The organism is Streptomyces sp. 17_S59, from assembly GCF_056930295.1.
Window position 1 is genome coordinate 4,108,627 of the sequence record NZ_JBXOWD010000001.1, and the last position, 17,301, is coordinate 4,125,927.

The 17,301-nt window shown below is 71.3% G+C and carries 15 protein-coding genes and 1 riboswitch; of the genes, 7 read left to right on the plus strand and 8 right to left on the minus strand.

Features of this window, described 5'->3' with window-relative positions; all coding sequences use genetic code 11:
* Positions 1-130 precede the first annotated feature (130 nt).
* Complete coding sequence (locus AC1Z4A_RS18585; protein WP_483680260.1) at positions 131-1,762, minus strand: purple acid phosphatase family protein; 1,632 nt, start codon at positions 1,760-1,762, stop codon at positions 131-133.
* Between the two features lie 140 nt (positions 1,763-1,902).
* Between AC1Z4A_RS18585 and AC1Z4A_RS18590 the strand changes: the two genes are divergently transcribed.
* Positions 1,903-2,571, plus strand: coding sequence for a hypothetical protein (locus tag AC1Z4A_RS18590; RefSeq protein ID WP_483680263.1), 669 nt, complete (start codon positions 1,903-1,905; stop codon positions 2,569-2,571).
* Entirely contained in the window at positions 2,568-3,875 is a 1,308-nt protein-coding gene (locus AC1Z4A_RS18595) for a nucleotidyl transferase AbiEii/AbiGii toxin family protein (protein WP_483680265.1), read from the plus strand. The genes AC1Z4A_RS18590 and AC1Z4A_RS18595 overlap by 4 nt, the downstream gene beginning before the upstream one ends.
* Before the next feature lie 113 nt (positions 3,876-3,988).
* On the opposite strand, the gene AC1Z4A_RS18600 is transcribed toward AC1Z4A_RS18595, so the two are convergent.
* The 3 genes from AC1Z4A_RS18600 to AC1Z4A_RS18610 are packed head-to-tail and all read right to left on the minus strand — an operon-like array spanning position 3,989 to position 6,414.
* Positions 3,989-4,765, minus strand: a complete 777-nt coding sequence (locus AC1Z4A_RS18600; protein ID WP_483680268.1) for an ABC transporter permease — start codon at positions 4,763-4,765, stop codon at positions 3,989-3,991.
* Positions 4,762-5,718 carry an ATP-binding cassette domain-containing protein gene (locus AC1Z4A_RS18605; RefSeq protein ID WP_483680270.1) on the minus strand — a complete coding sequence of 319 codons (957 nt, stop codon included), beginning with the start codon at positions 5,716-5,718 and terminating at the stop codon, positions 4,762-4,764. The genes AC1Z4A_RS18600 and AC1Z4A_RS18605 overlap by 4 nt, the downstream gene beginning before the upstream one ends.
* A gap of 30 nt (positions 5,719-5,748) precedes the next feature.
* Positions 5,749-6,414, minus strand: coding sequence for a DUF4097 family beta strand repeat-containing protein (locus AC1Z4A_RS18610; protein WP_483680272.1), 666 nt, complete (start codon positions 6,412-6,414; stop codon positions 5,749-5,751).
* Between the two features lie 231 nt (positions 6,415-6,645).
* Here AC1Z4A_RS18610 and AC1Z4A_RS18615 point away from each other — a divergent pair, with 231 nt between their 5' ends.
* Positions 6,646-7,416 (plus strand): GbsR/MarR family transcriptional regulator, encoded by a 771-nt coding sequence (locus AC1Z4A_RS18615; protein ID WP_483680275.1) that lies wholly within the window; start codon positions 6,646-6,648, stop codon positions 7,414-7,416.
* 11 nt (positions 7,417-7,427) lie between these two features.
* On the opposite strand, the gene AC1Z4A_RS18620 is transcribed toward AC1Z4A_RS18615, so the two are convergent.
* Positions 7,428-8,894, minus strand: a complete 1,467-nt coding sequence (locus AC1Z4A_RS18620) for an alpha,alpha-trehalose-phosphate synthase (UDP-forming) (protein WP_483680277.1) — start codon at positions 8,892-8,894, stop codon at positions 7,428-7,430.
* Between the two features lie 41 nt (positions 8,895-8,935).
* Positions 8,936-9,916, minus strand: coding sequence for a glucosyl-3-phosphoglycerate synthase (locus AC1Z4A_RS18625; RefSeq protein ID WP_483683636.1), 981 nt, complete (start codon positions 9,914-9,916; stop codon positions 8,936-8,938).
* Positions 9,917-10,081: 165 nt separating this feature from the next.
* Positions 10,082-10,228, plus strand: a riboswitch (SAM riboswitch).
* Here AC1Z4A_RS18625 and thrC point away from each other — a divergent pair.
* The 4 genes from thrC (at position 10,222) to groL (ending at position 14,707) form a co-directional block, all read left to right on the plus strand.
* On the plus strand, positions 10,222-11,547 hold the full coding sequence (gene thrC / locus AC1Z4A_RS18630; protein ID WP_483680279.1) for a threonine synthase: 1,326 nt from the start codon (positions 10,222-10,224) through the stop codon (positions 11,545-11,547). Its footprint overlaps the riboswitch before it by 7 nt.
* Positions 11,548-11,792: 245 nt before the next feature.
* Positions 11,793-12,068 (plus strand): MoaD/ThiS family protein, encoded by a 276-nt coding sequence (locus tag AC1Z4A_RS18635; RefSeq protein WP_483680281.1) that lies wholly within the window; start codon positions 11,793-11,795, stop codon positions 12,066-12,068.
* A gap of 437 nt (positions 12,069-12,505) precedes the next feature.
* The gene (locus AC1Z4A_RS18640; protein ID WP_004954158.1) at positions 12,506-12,709 is read left to right on the plus strand and encodes a cold-shock protein; all 204 of its coding nucleotides are present in this window, start codon (positions 12,506-12,508) and stop codon (positions 12,707-12,709) included.
* A gap of 375 nt (positions 12,710-13,084) precedes the next feature.
* Entirely contained in the window at positions 13,085-14,707 is a 1,623-nt protein-coding gene (groL, locus tag AC1Z4A_RS18645; RefSeq protein ID WP_483680283.1) for a chaperonin GroEL, read from the plus strand.
* Between the two features lie 74 nt (positions 14,708-14,781).
* On the opposite strand, the gene AC1Z4A_RS18650 is transcribed toward groL, so the two are convergent.
* Both AC1Z4A_RS18650 and murQ read right to left on the minus strand, forming a co-directional pair.
* On the minus strand, positions 14,782-16,308 hold the full coding sequence (locus AC1Z4A_RS18650) for a PTS transporter subunit EIIC (protein WP_483680284.1): 1,527 nt from the start codon (positions 16,306-16,308) through the stop codon (positions 14,782-14,784).
* A gap of 41 nt (positions 16,309-16,349) precedes the next feature.
* On the minus strand, positions 16,350-17,288 hold the full coding sequence (murQ, locus tag AC1Z4A_RS18655) for an N-acetylmuramic acid 6-phosphate etherase (protein ID WP_483680285.1): 939 nt from the start codon (positions 17,286-17,288) through the stop codon (positions 16,350-16,352).
* Positions 17,289-17,301: the final 13 nt, after the last annotated feature.

The following is a 17,301-nucleotide window of genomic DNA, read 5'->3' on the forward strand; positions in this document are numbered from 1 at the left end:
TCCCCTCCAGCGCACGGCGGCGCAGTGGCGCCCCGCGGTCACCCTGCCCACGGCAGCAGGGGGTGCCACCGCCTTCCCGGGGGCGGTCGGGAGTGCGCCCAGAGCGCACGGGCACGGGTTTCACCTGCCGTCAGCGCCCCGCATCCGCCCGCGTCCGCTCCAACGTAAACGTGTCGACCGGCGTCAGATCGCCATGCGGCCCGTCGAACGTGTAGTACGTGACCCGGATCCTGGTCCGCCCGCTCTTGCGATCCCCGGGGTCGACGTCGAACGCCGCGAAGCCGTGCGTGTACTTGCGGTCCTGGACCGCGGCCCAGGGGGCATCCTCGACCAGCGCCACCGACTCCTTGTGCCCCGACGGCGTCACCTTGTCGCTCAGGCCGACCGTCACCCTGCCCTGCGGCTTCTCGAAAAGATCGTCCTGGGTCGTGGCGATGTTGCCGCCCGCCCCGATGACCATGTGGACCGTGCCCTTGTCGGTGTCGATCAGATCCGTCCGCGTGGCGACCGGCACCGGGGTGCGGGTGTCGTTCGGGAGGCTGCCGCGCACCGGGTGCGAGCGCTCGTAGTGGTGCTCGTGGCCGCTGACGACCAGGTCGACCCCGTACGCGTCGAACAGCGGGCCCCAGGCCGTACGCACCCCCAGATCGCTGCCGCTGCCCGACTTCGTGCTGGAGATCATCGGCTGGTGCATGCACACGACGATCCAGTCGATGCCGCGGTCCGAGCGCGCCGCCTTCAACTCGCGCTCCAGCCAGCGCTGCTGGGCGCCGCCCGAGTACCCGCGGATGTAGGTGTCGCCGCCGTCCTGGATGGCCACCTCGTCGTTCGCGAGGCTGATGAAGCGGACCGCGCCGACCGTGAACGCGTACCACATGCCCCGGGTCTCCTCGTCCGAGGCGGCGGACGACTCCGGCAACGAGAAGTACGTCTGGTAGCCGGCGGCGCCGATGGGGCCGTTGTCCTTCTCGTTCTCGTGGTTGCCCGCGCACGGCATCCAGGGGCGCAGCCGGGTGGAGCGGCTGTTGTTGATGAACCAGTCCGCCCAGGTCGCCGTCCGGCTCGTCCCCCACGCCCCGGCGATCGCCGCGTAGCAGAGGTCGCCGTTGACCAGGTTGAACAGCGGGCCCACCCGCTCGACCGCGGAGACGATGTCCGCGGAGGCGGGCGAGCCGACCTGGCTGCTGGTGTGCAGCGGGAAGCGGTTGACGGGCGAGGGGACGCCGTCGGGAAGGTGGATCACGCGCCGCAGGTTGGGGGCCGCCTGGTCGCCGAAGCTGGTGAAGGTGAAGGGGCTGCGGCCGCGCGGGGCCGTAGTGAATGAGCCCGTCTCCGGGGTCGCGCCGTCGTGCCCGGCCGAGTACAGGTAGGTGGTCGCCGGGCGGAGGCCGGTGAGACGCGCGTGGTGGACGTACACCTCCTCCTTGGAGAGCCCGTCGCGGTACGTCCTCGTCTCGGCGTCGGCCACCCGCCCGCCGTGCCCGCCGTCCGGTGACCCCAGCCGCACCTGCGGCCGCCGCACCGACTGCGGGGTGATCCAGGAGACGGTCATCTCGGTCGAGGGGTCGGTGCCGAACTGCAAGTGGATGCCGAGCACGCTGGGCGCGCCCAGCCGGTGCGGCTTGTTCAGCAGCAGCGGGCCGGTGGACGGCGCCTGGGCGGCTCCCGGCTCCGCGGCGGTCGCCTCACCGGCCGCTCCGACGACCGACGCGGCTGCGGCGGCCGATGAGCCCTTGAGCACGGATCTGCGCGTGATGGACATGAAACATCCCGTTCGGGTGGGGAGTTGGCGATCTGGTGGGAGTCGGACTGTAAGTGATCCGTATTGAAATGACCATGACCGCGATCAACATCACGGGGCGCTCCGGCCGGGGCGCCCCGGGGGCCTGAGATCATTCCCGGGTGATACCGAGCACGACCCCCGCCCCGCCCTTCGCCGGCGACTTCGAGGCCCACCTCACCGTCCGCGGCGACATCCCTGCGCTGGAGGCCCACGCTGCCGCGCACGGCATGAAGTTCACTCACATCGTGCTGGAGCGCGGGCGCACGCCGAGCCAGCCCATGCTCACGCTGCGCCGGGACGGGGCGCTGCCCGCCGTGCGCGAGGCCGTCGAGAGCGCCGTGCTCGCGCTGCACGCCGCCGGGTTCGAGGTCGTTCGTACGAAGATCGAGGCGGCGCCCTGGGCCGAGGGTGTGCCGGACAGCGACGACGAAGCCGTGGCCCTCGGCGCCCGCTACTACTTCGAGCACCACATCAAGCTGCTGCTCGCCCCCGGCGCGGACCTCGCAGACCTCGCCCCCATCGCCGTCCGCCACGCCGCGCACGTCTCGCGCAACGCACGGCGCGTGCGCGCGGACGGGCGGGCGGAGCGGTTCGTCACCCAGCGCTGCCGCCTCGTCGGCCGCCGCACCGCGGAGGCGCGGCTGCGGGCGCTGACCGAAGCGATAGAGGCGATGGAGCCGCACTGCGGCGAAATGCTCTCCGTCGAGCGGGAGTTCGTCGTCCACGACAGTGACGAGTCGCTCGACGCCGGCTGGATCGACGAGGAAGCGGAAGGTACGCACGCATGACGACGACACCCTGGGAGCGCTTCGGCTACGGGCCCTGGAGCGACGACACGATCGTCCCGCAGACCCCGCCGGACGACGAGACCTGCGCGGAGAAGGACCTGCCGCCGACGCTCCGGCCCGTGCCCGGCGACGGCGTGCAGCAGCGGCCGGTGTACGACCCGGCGGCCAACCACCACGTGCTGGGCATGCGGCTCAGCGAGCCGCGGTTCGCCGATGCGGCCACCGGCGCGGCCTGGTTCGCGGCCCGGCGGCACGCCCTGGACCTCGCCCTCGCGGCGGTCGCCCGCTCCGAGTGGGCCGAGCACCTGGTGCTGCGCGGCAGCATGCTGCTGAAGGCGTGGTTCGGGGACGCCGCGCGCGAGCCCGGCGACCTGGACTTCGTGGTCGTACCGGACACCTGGCAGCTCGACGACGAGCGCACCGACCCGCTGCTCGACGGCATCGCCCGCGCCGCCGAGGCGCTGTCGCACGAGCCCGGCAGCCCCGTCCGCATCGACGCGGCGGGCGCGGCGAGCGACGAGATATGGACCTACGACCGGGTGCCGGGCCGCCGCCTCGTCCTGCCCTGGACGGCGGCCGCCGACGGCGTCCCGCCGGGCACCGTCCAGCTGGACTTCGTCTTCAACGAGCCGCTGCCCGCCCCCGCCGTGCGCACGGAGGTGCCCCGGTACGGCTCCGGCGAGCCGGTCGCCGTCATGGGCGCGAGCCGGGGGCTCTCGCTCGTCTGGAAGCTCCTCTGGCTGGTCACCGACAACCACCCCGAGGCCAAGGACCTCTACGACGCGGTGCTCCTCGCGGAGAGCACGCCCCTGCCGTACGAGCTGCTGGAACGGGTCCTCCTCATGGAGGGGTACGGCGCCGAGCTGCCCGGCATCGTGTCCGCGGCGGAGGAAGTGGACTGGTTCGAGTTCCAGAAGGACCGCCCGGCGCTGCCGGACGGCGTCGACGACTGCGCGCTGCGGCTCGCCGTGGCCCTCGCGCCCTCCTACGCGCCCGCCGAGGAGGGGACGTACGCCCGGCTGGCGGCCGCGTTCGACGACCTGACGTCGAGTGTGCGGGAGGTGTACGAGGCGGGCGGGATGACGGCGGTGGAGGAGTGGTTCGTCGTGCGCCACGTGCCCGTGCTGTCCGCCCTGGTGGCCGTCCGCGAGCTGCTGGGCCGGGAACGGCACGGCCTGCACGACGCGGCCGGCATTCTGCTGTCCTTCCGGGACCGGCGCTGGGGACGCGACAAGCCCCGCTACACGGACGGCTGGTCCGGCGGGCCGCACGAGGTGGCGGCGCGGCTCGAAGGACTCTCCTAAGCCGGGACGATGCGGTCCTCGCATGCGAACGGGGCGGCGTACTCCGGCGCGGTGCCGGTGTACGCCGCCCTGGGCGGAACGGGGTGCGGGAAGTGGCCCGCCTCGCCATGGCGTTACTTCGCGTCCTGGTCGAACTTCGAGGCCGACCAGCGGTAGCCGAGCACCGCGAGGCCGAGGCACCAAGCCAGCGCGATCCACCAGTTGTTGCCGATCTCGGTGCCGAGGAGGAGTCCGCGCAGGGTCTCGATGGCGGGGGTGAAGGGCTGGTACTGGGCGATGGGCTGGAACCAGCCGGGCATGGAGTGCAGCGGGACGAAGGCGCTGGAGAGCATCGGCAGGAGGATCAGCGGCATGGCGTTGTTGCTGGCGGCCTCGGCGTTCGGGCTGACCAGGCCCATGCCGACCGCGATCCAGGTGAGCGCCAGGGCGAACAGGGCGATCAGCCCGAACGCCGCGAGCCATTCCAGGACGCCGGCACCGGTGGAGCGGAAGCCGATGGCCACGCCGACGGCGCCGACGAGGACCACGCTCATGACCGACTGCAGGACGCTGCCGATGACGTGTCCGATGAGGATGGAGCCGCGGTGGATGGCCATGGTGCGGAAGCGGGCGATGATGCCCTCGCTCATGTCGGTGGAGACGGACACCGCGGTGCCGATCACGGTGGAGCCGATGGTCATCAGCAGGATGCCGGGCAGGAGGTAGGTGACGTAGGCCGAGCGGCCCGCGCCGCCGCTCATCGCGTTGCCGAAGATGTAGACGAACAGCAACAGCAGCATGACCGGGGTGAGCAGGAGGTTCAGGGTGAGGGAGGGGTAGCGCCGGGCGTGCAGGAGGTTGCGGCGCAGCATGATGGAGGAGTCGCGCACGGCGAGGGTGAGGGAGCTCATCGGACGGTCTCCTTGGACTGGTTGGGGATGTCGGCGCTGCCGGTCAGGGCGAAGAACACGTCGTCGAGGTCGGGGGTATGGACGGTGAGTTCGTCGGCCTCGATGCCGACGGAGTCCAGCCGGTCGAGGATGGCGCGCAGTTCGCGCTGGGTGCCGTCGCTGGGGATCTGCAGGGCGAGGGATTCGTCGTCCCGGGTCACCTCGTGCAGCGCTGAGGCGGCGGACCGGTACGCGGCCGGGTCGGTGAAGCGGAGCCGGATGTGTCCGCCGGGGATGAGCCGCTTCAGCTCCTCGGCGGTCCCTTCGGCCGCGATCTTGCCGCCGTTGAGCACCGCGATGCGGTCGGCGAGTTCGTCGGCTTCCTCCAGGTACTGGGTGGTGAGGAAGACGGTGACGCCGCCGGAGACGAGTTCGCGGATGATCTGCCACATGTTGTGGCGGGAGCGGGGGTCGAGGCCGGTGGTCGGCTCGTCGAGGAAGATGATCCGCGGGTTGCCGACGAGGGTCATGGCGATGTCCAGGCGGCGCTTCATACCGCCGGAGTAGGTGGAGGCGGGCTTCTTCGCGGCCTCCACCAGGTCGAAGCGTTCAAGGAGTTCGGCGGTGACCCGCCGTCCCTCGCGCTTGGACAGGTGGTGCAGGTCCGCCATGAGGAGCATGTTCTCCTCCCCGGTGATCAGACCGTCGACGGCGGAGAACTGCCCGGTGACACCGATCGCTGCACGCACGGCCTGTGCATCGGTGGCGAGGTCGTGGCCGCCGACGTGCAGGTCGCCGGCGTCGGCGGTGATGAGGGTGGACAGGATCTTGACGGCGGTGGTCTTGCCGGCACCGTTCGGGCCGAGCAGGGAGAAGATCGTTCCTTGCGGGACGGCCAGGTCGATGCCGTCGAGGACGGTCTTGTCGCCGTAGGACTTGCACAGCCCGTTCGCCGCGATGGCCAGGTCGGTCATGAGAAGTGCCCCCTTTTACTGGCTGCGGGTTTACAGGCTGCGGGCGGTGATGTCGCCGTGAGAGGTGGTGGCGCGGATGTCGAGTTCGGCGGTGCCGTCGTTCTTGAGGGCGTTGCTGATGCGGCCGTAGCTGGTGCCGGCGTCCAGGGAGGCGGAGACTCCGCGGGCGGCGCCGACCGTGATGTTTCCGGACTGGGTGCGGAGCACGACCGTGCCGCGCACGGCCTCGGCGATCCGGATGTCACCCCTCGCGGTGCTGATCTCCGCGGGGCCGTTGACCCGGCCGACCTCGACGTCGCCGTCGGTCGCGGTGAGGCGGATGCTCGCGGCCTCGTCGATCTTGATCTGGCGGTACGCGCCGTCGAAGGCGACGTCGCCGAGGCGCCCGACGCCGCGGAGTTCGGAGGCGGCGGTCCTGGCCTCGATGCGGGAGCCGGCGGGCAGCTGGACGGTGACCTCCAGGGATCCGGTGGGGCCGAAGAGCTGGTTCTGGGGCTCGGGGGTGCGGATCTGCAGGACGCCGTCGGCGTAGGTGACGGTGACCTGCTCGGCGGCCTTGACGTCGCGGCTCTTGGCGGGGTTGGCGGGCAGGACCTCGACGGTGGTGTCGGCGCGGTCGGCGGCGATGAGCTGGATGCGTCCGGCGGGGATGTCCAGGACGGCGGCGATCGGGGCGGGGGTGTCGAACTTCTGCATCGTGCTCTCCTTCGGGCTTGCTTGCCGGTGTTTCCGACAACGGAAAAGCTACGTTGCGTTCAAGGAAGTGGCAACAGGATCGTTGCGCCGAATCGGCATCAGTGCAGGTGAGAGCATGTAAATCGTTGCAACGGTTTTGGTTTTAATGCAACAGTCCTGCTCCTGAGCGTTGCAATGGAATGAAAGTGAACGCTATGGTGGAGACACCCGAGGAGCACGAAGGAGATTGCGATGCCGGGAGGCAGACTCACCCAGCAGGAACGCCAGCAGATCGCGCTGGGACTGGCCGACGGCCTCGCCTACGCGGAGATCGCCAGGCGCCTCGACCGCCCGACCTCGACCATCACACGCGAGGTCATGCGCAACGGCGGCCCCACCGCCTACCGCGCCGACCTCGCCCACCGGGCCACCGAACGCCGCGCCCACCGCCGCAGACAGGCCGTGCCCCGGGGCCCGGAGGCGCCCCCGCCGGCCCACGGACGCGACGCCGAGGCCGTGCGCGAGTACGAGGAGACGTTCACCACCCTCTTCATGCAATCGGGCCTGCCCAAGATGACGGCCCGGGTGCTGACCTGCCTCTACACCACCGACGCGGGCAGCCTCACCGCGTCCGAACTCGTCCGGCGCCTCCAGGTCAGCCCGGCATCCGTCTCCAAGGCGGTCGCGTTCCTCGAAAGCCAGGGCCTGATCCGCCGGGAACGCGACGAACGCCGCCGCGAGCGCTACATCGTCGACGACGACGTCATGTACCAGTCGACAATGGCCAGCGCCCGCGGCATCGGGCAACTCGCCGAAACCGCACGGCAGGGCGTCGGTGTCCTCGGCCCCGGCACCCCGGCCGCCGCCCGTCTCGAGAACATCGCCCGCTTCATGGACTTCGTCTGCGAGAGCATCGTCCGCTCCGCGGACCAGGCCCGCGAAGTCCTCCACACGAAATCCGGAACGACCTCGGACGGCACTGCCGAGCCGGGTCCGGAGGACGCCCGGCCCGCCGCCAACTGACCCGCCCCCGGCTAACCCTCCCCCAACGCCTCCAGCTGCTCCACGAACCACCGCCCCGGCGGCAGCGCCGTCGCCGCCGCGGCCAGGCGCTTCGTGCGTTCCGCGCGCTCGCCCGCGTCCATCAGGAGGGCCAGGTGGAGCGCGCGGGCCGTGGCCTCCACGTCGTACGGGTTGATGGTGATCGCCTCCTCGCCCAGCTCCGCCGCCGCGCCCGCCTCACGGGAGAGGACCAGGGCGCAGCCGTGGTCGGAGACGACGGGGACCTCCTTGGCGACCAGGTTCATGCCGTCCCGGATGGGGTTGACCAGGGCCACGTCCGCGAGCCGGTACGCGGCCAGGGAGCGCGGGAAGTCGTCCTCCAGCTGGAGGGCGACCGGCTCCCAATCGGCCGTGCCGAAGGTGGTGTTGATCTCCGCGGCCAGCCTTTCCACCTCCGTCATGTACTCGCGGTAGACCGCGAGGTCCTGCCGCGAGGGGTAGGCGAAGGCGATGTGCACGACCCGGCCGCGCCACTGCGGGCGGTCCTCCAGCAGCCGCCGGTACGCGCGCAGGCCGCGCACGATGTTCTTGGACAGCTCGGTGCGGTCCACCCGGACGATCGTCAGGCGGTCCGGACCGATCCGCTCGCGCAGCGCCGCCAGCCGCTCCTCCACGTCCGGCTGGTGCGCGCGCTCGCGCAGGAACTCCGCGTCCGCGCCGAGGCCGTGCACCCCGAGCCGCGTCGTGCGCCCCCCGAACCGCACCGCCGTCGCCGTGCCGTCCGCGTCGCGCTCGGTCTCCGCGCCCAGTACCTCTTCACAGCACGCCGCGAAGGCCTCCGCCCAGCGGCGGGTCAGGAACGCGGCCCGGTCGCCGCCCAGGATGCCGCGCAGCACCTGCTCGGCCACGTCGTCCGGCAGCAGCCGGTAGTAGTCCGGCGGGGCCCAGGGGGTGTGCGAGAAGTGCCCGATGCGCAGGTCCGGGCGGCGCTGCCGGAGCAGGCCGGGCACCAGGACCAGGTGGTAGTCCTGGACGAGCACGGAGGCGCCCTCCGCGGCCTCCTCGGCGATCGCGTCCGCGAAGGCGGTGTTGTACGCCACGTACGCCGACCACTGGGCGCGGAACTCCCGGTCGAAGACGGGCTCGAGCGGGGTCTGCCAGAGCAGGTGGTGGGCGAACCACAGGACGGAGTTGGCCACGCCGTTGTACGCGGCGGCGAAGGTGTCCGGCGGGATGTCCAGCATCCGCACCAGGTGGCCGCCGGTGTCGGCCGCGGCGAGTCTTCGCCCGGCGCGCCGGGCCGCCTCGCGGTCCACGGCGCTCATCGCGGCGCACACCCACACCGCCCCGGCGCCGGGCCCGATGGCGCTGAGGCCGGAGACCAGCCCGCCGCCGCCCCGGCCCGCCGCGAGCGACCCGTCCTGGAGCAGCCGGTAGGAGACCGGGCCGCGGTTGGAGGCGACGACGATCGGGGCGGGGTGCACGTGCTCATCGACCATGTCGGCAGCCTTGCCGTCCGGTGAACCGCTCAAACGTACGCTTAAGCGGCATGCCGCCGGGTGTACTCCGGTATCTCGGTCATCGGTGGCCGCTCCAGCGTGTCCACCTCGTACGTTCGCGGCACGAATCCCTCCGCCGTGCGTTCGAACTGGGTGAGGGCCGGACGCACCAGATGGCCGCGGGCCAGCCGCAGCTGCGCGGTGCGGTAGATGGCGGCGGCCATCCGGCCCAGCGCGCGGCCGTCCTGGTGACGGTGCTTGCGCACCCCCACGTCCACCTGGGCCAGCGCGTCCAGCCCCACCGTGTGCAGCGCGTCCACCAGCAGGCCCAGCTCCACCCCGTACCCCACGGGGAACGGCAGCTTCTCCAGTAGCGAGCGCCGCGCCGCGTACTCGCCGCCCAGCGGCTGCACGAACCCCGCCAGCTGCGGCCAGTGCAGGTTCAGCAGCGGGCGGGCCACCAGCTCGGTGACCCGGCCGCCCTGGCCGGAGACCTCGCCGAGCGGGCGGTCGTACATCCCCTTGACGAAGTGGACGTCCGGGTCGGTCAGCAGCGGGCCGACTATCCCGGAGACGAAGCCGGCGGAGAAGTCCTTCAGGTCCGCGTCCACGAAGCAGACGACGTCGCCGCTGGTCACCAGCAGCGAGCGCCACAGCACCTCGCCCTTGCCGGGCAGTGCGGGCAGCCGCGGCAGGATCTCGTCGCGGGCCACCACCCGCGCCCCGGCCGCCGCCGCGACCTCGGCGGTGCGGTCCGTGGAGCCCGAGTCCAGCACCACCAGCTCGTCCACGAGGGGGCACCTCCCATGCCCTTCAGGCGATGGGGGAGGCACGGCCTCGGACATCAGCTCCCGGCGGATCACGGACACGATCTCGCCGACCGTCGCCTCTTCGTTCAGCGCGGGCAGCACGACGCTGACCGTCGTGCCGGAGTCGCCTTTCGCAGCGAGCAGCTGGTCGAGCGGACGGTCTGCTGCGGACCAGGACCGCCGGGCCAGCCAGCGCTCCACCTCTTCCAGCACGTGCACGACTCCTCTTGTGTGTTGCGCGTGTTGTGACGCATCTCGCGGTTCGGACGGACCTCTCAAGGGTCCGTGCTCTCCGTTACAGTCTTGAACAACGCGGACGACTCCCGCATGCCGGGGTCGTCGTGCGCACAAAAGCCTGGGTTCCGCCCAGCGCCATACCGCTCATCCAGAGGGGCAGAGGGACACGGCCCGTTGAAGCCCCGGCAACCCTCCAGCCGGTCTCGGTCAGTCATCCGACGCGAGGCTCCCGGCGGGGAAGGTGCCAATTCCGTCTCACGGCGAGATTCGTCGTGAGGAAGATGAGGAGAAGGGGCCTCGCCTGCATGGCTGTCCACGCTGCTGTCCACGCTGTTGAAAGCTCTACGGCTGAAATCTCTACGGCTTCCGTTTCCCTGGGCCCTGCCGTGGCCCTCTCCTGCCGCGAGTGCGGCGAACGCTTCGCGCTCGGCCCGGTCTTCGCCTGTGCGGTCTGCTTCGGTCCGCTCGAGGTCGCGTACGAGCTTCCCGAGGGGGACCCGGAGGGGCTGCGCCGGCGCATCGAGGCCGGTCCGCCGAACATCTGGCGGTACGCGCCGCTGCTGCCCGTCCCCGCCGACGTGGCGGACAAGCCCAACCTGAACCCCGGCTTCACCAAGCTCGTCAAGGCCGACAACCTCGCGCGCGAACTGGGCGTCACCGGGGGCCTGTGGGTCAAGGACGACTCCGGCAACCCCACGCACTCCTTCAAGGACCGCGTCGTCGCGATCGCCGTCGAGGCCGCGCGCGCCTTCGGCTTCACGACCCTGTCCTGCTCGTCCACCGGCAATCTGGCCGGGGCCGTGGGCGCGGCGGCCGCGCGTGCCGGCTTCAAGTCCTGTGTCTTCATCCCGCACGACCTGGAGGCCGGCAAGGTCGTCATGGCCGCCGTCTACGGTGGCGACCTGGTCGGCATCGAGGGGACGTACGACGACGTCAACCGCTTCTGCAGCGAGCTGATCGGCGATCCGCTGGGGGAGGGCTGGGGCTTCGTCAACGTCAACCTGCGCCCCTACTACGGCGAGGGCTCGAAGACGCTCGCGTACGAGATCTGTGAGCAGCTGGGCTGGCGGCTGCCGGACCAGATCGTGGTGCCGGTGGCCTCCGGCTCCCAGCTCACGAAGATCGACAAGGGGCTGAAGGAGCTGATCGCGCTGGGGCTGGTCGAGGACCGCCCGTACCGGATCTTCGGGGCGCAGGCGACGGGCTGCTCGCCGGTCTCCCGGGCCTTCAAGGACGGCCACGACGTGGTGCGGCCGGTGAAGCCGGACACGATCGCGAAGTCGCTGGCGATCGGCAATCCGGCGGACGGGCCGTACGTGCTGGACATCGCGCGGCGGACGGGCGGGGCGGTCGAGGACGTCACGGACGAGCAGGTGGTCGAGGCGATCCGGCTGCTCGCGCGGACGGAGGGGATCTTCGCCGAGACGGCGGGCGGGGTGACGGTGGGCGTCACGCGCAAGCTGCTGGAGGACGGGGTGCTCGATCCTTCGCTGACGACGGTCGTCCTCAATACCGGGGACGGGCTGAAGACGCTGGATGCGGTGGCGGCGGGGCCGACGGCGACGATCCGCCCGTCGCTGGAGGCGTTCCGCGCGGCGGGGCGGTAGGGCGGGCGCGTTTGTCTTTCCCCACCCCGCCCCTTCCCGTAACCGGGGGCAAGCCCCCGGACCCCCGGTCCTCAAACGCCGGACGGGCTGAAAAATCAGCCCGTCCGGCGTTTGAGGACGACTGCGCGCAGCGCGGTCACGGGGTCTGGGGCGAAGCCCCCCACGCGGCGGAGCCGCACATCGATACAGCCGGGAAGGGGCGGGGTGGGGGCTAATCCAATCAACCCAACAGAACAGGTGACCCCATGAGCGTCAACGTCCGCATCCCCACCATCCTGCGCACCTACACCAATGGGCAGGCCGAGGTGGCTGCCGAAGGGGTGACCCTGGGCGAGGTCATCGCTTCGCTCGAGCGGAACCACCCCGGCATCGCCGCCCGCGTCCTCGACGAGCACGGCAAGCTGCGCCGGTTCGTGAACGTCTACGTCAACGACGACGACGTGCGCTTCGACGGAGGGCTGGAGGCCCCCACCCCGGACGGCGCGGGCGTGTCGATCATCCCTGCCGTCGCGGGAGGCTGAACCGGCGGTAAGCCCTGCGGCAAGGCCCTTTCGAAGGGTTCCTGAGAATTCTCCCGGAGTCACCCCGGCCGTAAAGCGGACGGGGTGATTCCGTCTGTTGAAGCGCGATACAGTTGGGGCGTTCCCCCTCCGGTGTCACTGCCGAACGCATATGAGAACCCGTCAAAATGTGCGCGAAACATGTGCGCGATTTGCCGGATTGGGGCCATTTTGCCCGGCCCGACTTGCCCCGAATCCTTTGGAAATCGGGATGAATGGCCGATCAGCCACGCCCGGATTTCTCGTCCGTGTGACCTGTTGCAGACGGCATCCGTGCAGATACATTCAGCCGCGGTCGACGCGTTCCGGCGCACACCCCCAACCTGTCTGGGGGTGAGGTATGACCCGGGTCCGCGAAGTGCGGTCCTGTGCAAGGGCCAGTAATAGGGGAGTTAGGCATGGCTCAGGGCACCGTCAAGTGGTTCAACGCGGAGAAGGGGTACGGCTTCATCGCGGTCGACGGTGGTGCGGATGTATTCGTCCACTACAGCGCGATCCAGATGGACGGTTACCGCACCCTCGAGGAGGGGCAGCGAGTCGAGTTCGAGATCTCGCAGGGCCAGAAGGGGCCGCAGGCTGACATGGTGAAGGTGACCGCCTGATCGGTTCGCGTCGCACTGATCGCGTCGCATCGACCATTGGCCACAAGCCACACAGCTTCGCCGAGGGGCCCGTACCGCCGAGGTACGGGCCCCTTGTGTATGCCCGCGCGCATCCGCGCCCGCGTGCCCTTTGCAGGCCCGCCCATGTGTGCGGCCACGCCTACAGGGGCAGGGATGGCAGAGGCGCTTGCACTCGATGGGGTCGAGTGCTAATCATTGGGCTTAGCACTCTCCGAGTGAGAGTGACAGATTTGGACCGTCGGTGAGGTCCGCGGGCCAAGCGGGGCAAGGAACCGCAGGGCTCGCAGGCCGTCCGTCGCGGGCGCCACACGGTCCGGACGCAGTCTCCACCCCGTCCTGGGAGGACCACTTCACATGGCCAAGATCATCGCGTTCGACGAGGAGGCACGGCGCGGTCTCGAGCGCGGGATGAACCAGCTCGCCGACGCCGTCAAGGTCACCCTCGGCCCCAAGGGCCGGAACGTCGTCCTCGAGAAGAAGTGGGGCGCCCCCACGATCACCAACGATGGTGTGTCCATCGCCAAGGAGATCGAGCTCGAGGACCCGTACGAGAAGATCGGTGCCGAGCTGGTCAAGGAGGTCGCGAAGAAGACGGACGACGTCGCCGGTGACGGCACGACGACCGCGACCGTCCTCGCCCAGGCGCTGGTCCGCGAGGGTCTGCGCAACGTGGCCGCGGGTGCCAACCCGATGGCCCTGAAGCGCGGCATCGAGAAGGCCGTCGAGGCCGTCTCCGCCTCGCTGCTCGAGCAGGCCAAGGACGTGGAGACCAAGGAGCAGATCGCCTCCACCGCCTCCATCTCCGCCGCCGACACCCAGATCGGCGAGCTGATCGCCGAGGCCATGGACAAGGTCGGCAAGGAAGGCGTCATCACCGTCGAGGAGTCCCAGACCTTCGGTCTGGAGCTTGAGCTCACCGAGGGCATGCGCTTCGACAAGGGCTACATCTCGGCGTACTTCGCCACCGACATGGAGCGTATGGAGGCGTCCCTCGACGACCCGTACATCCTGATCGTCAACTCGAAGGTCAGCTCGGTCAAGGACCTGCTGCCGCTCCTCGAGAAGGTCATGCAGTCCGGCAAGCCGCTGCTGATCATCGCCGAGGACGTCGAGGGCGAGGCCCTGTCGACCCTGGTCGTCAACAAGATCCGCGGCACCTTCAAGTCCGTCGCCGTCAAGGCCCCGGGCTTCGGCGACCGCCGCAAGGCCATGCTGGGCGACATCGCCATCCTCACCGGCGGCACGGTCATCTCCGAGGAGGTCGGCCTCAAGCTGGAGAACGCCGGTCTCGACCTGCTCGGCCGCGCCCGCAAGGTCGTCATCACCAAGGACGAGACGACCATCGTCGACGGTGCCGGTGACAGCGACCAGGTCCAGGGCCGCGTCAACCAGATCCGCGCCGAGATCGAGAACAGCGACTCCGACTACGACCGCGAGAAGCTCCAGGAGCGCCTCGCGAAGCTGGCCGGCGGCGTGGCCGTCATCAAGGCCGGTGCCGCGACCGAGGTCGAGCTGAAGGAGCGCAAGCACCGCATCGAGGACGCCGTTCGCAACGCGAAGGCGGCCGTCGAGGAGGGCATCGTCGCCGGTGGTGGCGTGGCCCTGCTCCAGGCTTCCTCGGTCTTCGAGAAGCTCGACCTCGAGGGCGACGAGGCCACCGGTGCCAACGCCGTCAAGCTGGCCCTGGAGGCCCCGCTGAAGCAGATCGCCGTCAACGGCGGTCTCGAGGGCGGCGTCGTCGTGGAGAAGGTCCGCAACCTGACCGTCGGCCACGGCCTCAACGCCGCCACGGGCGAGTACGTCGACATGATCGCCGAGGGCATCATCGACCCGGCCAAGGTCACCCGCTCCGCCCTGCAGAACGCCGCGTCCATCGCCGCGCTCTTCCTGACCACCGAGGCCGTCATCGCCGACAAGCCGGAGAAGGCCGCCGCGGCCGCTCCGGGCGGCATGCCGGGCGGTGACATGGACTTCTGAGCCCCGGCTCGGTAGTTCCCGTCGAACGGACCGAGGGCGGCACCCCCAGTGCGGGGGTGCCGCCCTCGGGCGTTTCACCCCCTCGGTGGAGTTGCGTTCAGCTCCGCCAGGGCCCGCCGCCCGAAGCCGAAGGCGTACGTCGCCGCGAACCCCGCCGCGTACCCCACCAGCAGGCCCGCCCCGTAGACCGCCACCGTCGCCCCCGGCCCGTGGTTGCCCTTGAGCAGCGGGAACAGCGCCCAGCCCGAGGGGCCGATGGCCGTGGCGCCGACCTTGTCGCCGAGCTGGGCCAGCAGGCCCACGAAGCCCCCGCCGAAGGCGCCCCCGACGCAGGCCGTCACGAACGGGCGGCCCAGCGGCAGCGACACCCCGTAGATCAGCGGCTCGCCCACGCCCAGCACGCCCGCCGGCAGCGCCGAGCGGATGACCTTGCGGACGGAGGCGTTCCCGGAGAGCCGGACGTAGACCGCGAGGGCCGCGCCGACCTGGCCCGCGCCCGCCATGGCGAGGAGGGGCAGCAGGACGGTGTAGCCCTGCTCGCCGATCAGGGTGGTGTGGATCGGGATCAGGGCCTGGTGCAGGCCCAGCATCACCAGCGGCAGGAAGAGCCCGCCCAGCACGAAGCCCGCCGCCGCGCCGCCGTGCGTGAGCAGCCAGTCCGCGGAGCGGCCGACCGCGGAGGAGACCGAACCGGCCGCGTACATCAGCCCGTACAGCGTCGCCAGGCCGGGCAGCAGGACCGTGAGGAACGGGGTGACGAGCACGTCCACCGCCTCCGGGACCAGCCGCCGGCAGCCCCTCTCGACCCACACCGCCAGCAGCGCCGCGGCCAGCGCGCCGAGGACGCCGCCCTGGCCGGGGGAGAGCTGCTGGCCGAAGGCGTGCACGCGGGCCACGCCCGGGAAGACGACGACCGAGGCGACGGCCCCGCCCAGGACCGGGGTGCCGCCGAACTCCTTGGCCGTGTGGTAGCCGACGAACACCGCGATCAGCGACATGAACCCGGAGGCGACGGCCGTCAGGGCCGCTACGAGTGACGGCAGCCGGTGCAGATTGGCGAGCAGCCCGGCGAGGCCCGCGATGATGCCGCAGCCGACGAGGGCGGGGATCAGGGGGACGAAGACCTGGGCGATGCGGCGCAGGAAGAGCTTGCCGGGCGTGGCGTTGCGGGCCTTCCGCCCGGCGCGCAGGGCGGCGCCGCGCTCGGCGAGGGCCTCGGCGGTGGGCGGTCCGGTGGCGGGTGGTTCGGTCGTGGGCGGTGGCGCGGTGGGCGGTCCGGCAGCGGCCGGTGGCGCGGGTGTCGTGAGCCGCGCCAGCTCCGGGGCCACGCGGGCGACCGCGCCGGGGCCCAGGACGATCTGCAGAGCCGCCGGGAACGATGCGGCGTCCTCCACCACGCCCAGCACGCCCGGCAGTTCGCGCAGTGCGTCGGCCCGTACCGGCGCGCGGTCCCGGACCTCGATGCGCAGGCGGGTCATGCAGTTGGCGACGGAGAGAAGGTTCGCGGCGCCGCCGAGCAGGGGGAGGAGTGCGGCGGCGACGGCGCTGTACTTGGAGTCCTTGGAGTCCGTGGAGTCGTCCGTCGGCTTGTCTTCGTGCATGGTCTTGCTCCGGGGGAGCGCCACCCGGGGGTGACGGAGTGTCAGTCGGGGGCGGTCGCACGGAGCGCCGCGCGCAGGTGGCCGTGCGACTCCGCCAGCAGGCGGGCGGCGGTGGGGCCGTCGACCCCGCCCAGGAGGACGAGGACGGCGTCCTTCACCTCGCCGTCCGTCGCGGCCAGCGCGGCCTCGATCTCCTCGTCCGCGGCGCCCGTCGCGAGGGAGACGATGCGGTGCGAGCGGGCCCGCAGCTTCTCGTTGGAGGCGCGGACGTCGACCATCAGGTTTCCGTACGTCTTCCCGAGCCGGATCATCGTGATCGTCGAGAGCATGTTGAGGACGAGCTTCTGGGCCGTGCCCGCCTTCAACCGGGTGGATCCGGTGAGCAGTTCGGGCCCCACGACGATCTCGACGGCGTGCTCGGCGGCCGCGCCCAGCTCCGAGCGGTCGTTGCAGGACAGCCCGATGGTGAGCGCCCCGGCGGCGCGGGCGTGCCGGACGGCCCCGACGGCGTACGGGGTGCGGCCGGAGGCGGAGACGCCGACGACCGTGTCGTCCGGCCCGATCTTCAGCGCGTCCAGGTCGGCGGCGGCCAGCGCGGCGCTGTCCTCCGCCCCCTCGACGGCCGTGACCAGGGCCTCCGGGCCGCCCGCTATCAGCCCGACCACCTGGGCCGGGTCGGTGTTGAAGGTGGGCGGGCACTCACTGGCGTCGAGCACCCCCAGCCGGCCCGCGGTGCCCGCGCCCGCGTAGACCAGCCGCCCGCCGCGGGCCATCCGGGCGGCCGTGGCGTCGATGGCGGCCGCGATCTCGGGCAGCCGCCGGGCGACGGCGGCCGCGACCGTCGCGTCCTCCGCGTTCATGATCTCGGCGATGGCCCGGGTGGGCAGCCGGTCGATGTCCGCGAGGTCGGGCCGGAACGCCTCGGTGGTCAGCGACGCCAGTTGGGCGCGGAGTGCGGCTGATGCGGCGGCCTGGGTCATGGGTTCTCCGTGC

What these genes read in the sequence shown, in the direction of transcription:
- AC1Z4A_RS18585 (WP_483680260.1), bottom strand. Translation starts at nt 1,762, where the DNA reads ATGTCCATCACGCGCAGATCCGTGCTCAAGGGCTCATCGGCCGCCGCA.
- AC1Z4A_RS18595 (WP_483680265.1), top strand. Translation starts at nt 2,568, where the DNA reads ATGACGACGACACCCTGGGAGCGCTTCGGCTACGGGCCCTGGAGCGAC.
- AC1Z4A_RS18600 (WP_483680268.1), bottom strand. Translation starts at nt 4,765, where the DNA reads ATGAGCTCCCTCACCCTCGCCGTGCGCGACTCCTCCATCATGCTGCGC.
- AC1Z4A_RS18605 (WP_483680270.1), bottom strand. Translation starts at nt 5,718, where the DNA reads ATGACCGACCTGGCCATCGCGGCGAACGGGCTGTGCAAGTCCTACGGC.
- AC1Z4A_RS18610 (WP_483680272.1), bottom strand. Translation starts at nt 6,414, where the DNA reads ATGCAGAAGTTCGACACCCCCGCCCCGATCGCCGCCGTCCTGGACATC.
- AC1Z4A_RS18615 (WP_483680275.1), top strand. Translation starts at nt 6,646, where the DNA reads ATGCCGGGAGGCAGACTCACCCAGCAGGAACGCCAGCAGATCGCGCTG.
- AC1Z4A_RS18620 (WP_483680277.1), bottom strand. Translation starts at nt 8,894, where the DNA reads ATGGTCGATGAGCACGTGCACCCCGCCCCGATCGTCGTCGCCTCCAAC.
- thrC (WP_483680279.1), top strand. Translation starts at nt 10,222, where the DNA reads ATGAGGAGAAGGGGCCTCGCCTGCATGGCTGTCCACGCTGCTGTCCAC.
- AC1Z4A_RS18635 (WP_483680281.1), top strand. Translation starts at nt 11,793, where the DNA reads ATGAGCGTCAACGTCCGCATCCCCACCATCCTGCGCACCTACACCAAT.
- AC1Z4A_RS18640 (WP_004954158.1), top strand. Translation starts at nt 12,506, where the DNA reads ATGGCTCAGGGCACCGTCAAGTGGTTCAACGCGGAGAAGGGGTACGGC.
- groL (WP_483680283.1), top strand. Translation starts at nt 13,085, where the DNA reads ATGGCCAAGATCATCGCGTTCGACGAGGAGGCACGGCGCGGTCTCGAG.
- AC1Z4A_RS18650 (WP_483680284.1), bottom strand. Translation starts at nt 16,308, where the DNA reads ATGCACGAAGACAAGCCGACGGACGACTCCACGGACTCCAAGGACTCC.
- murQ (WP_483680285.1), bottom strand. Translation starts at nt 17,288, where the DNA reads ATGACCCAGGCCGCCGCATCAGCCGCACTCCGCGCCCAACTGGCGTCG.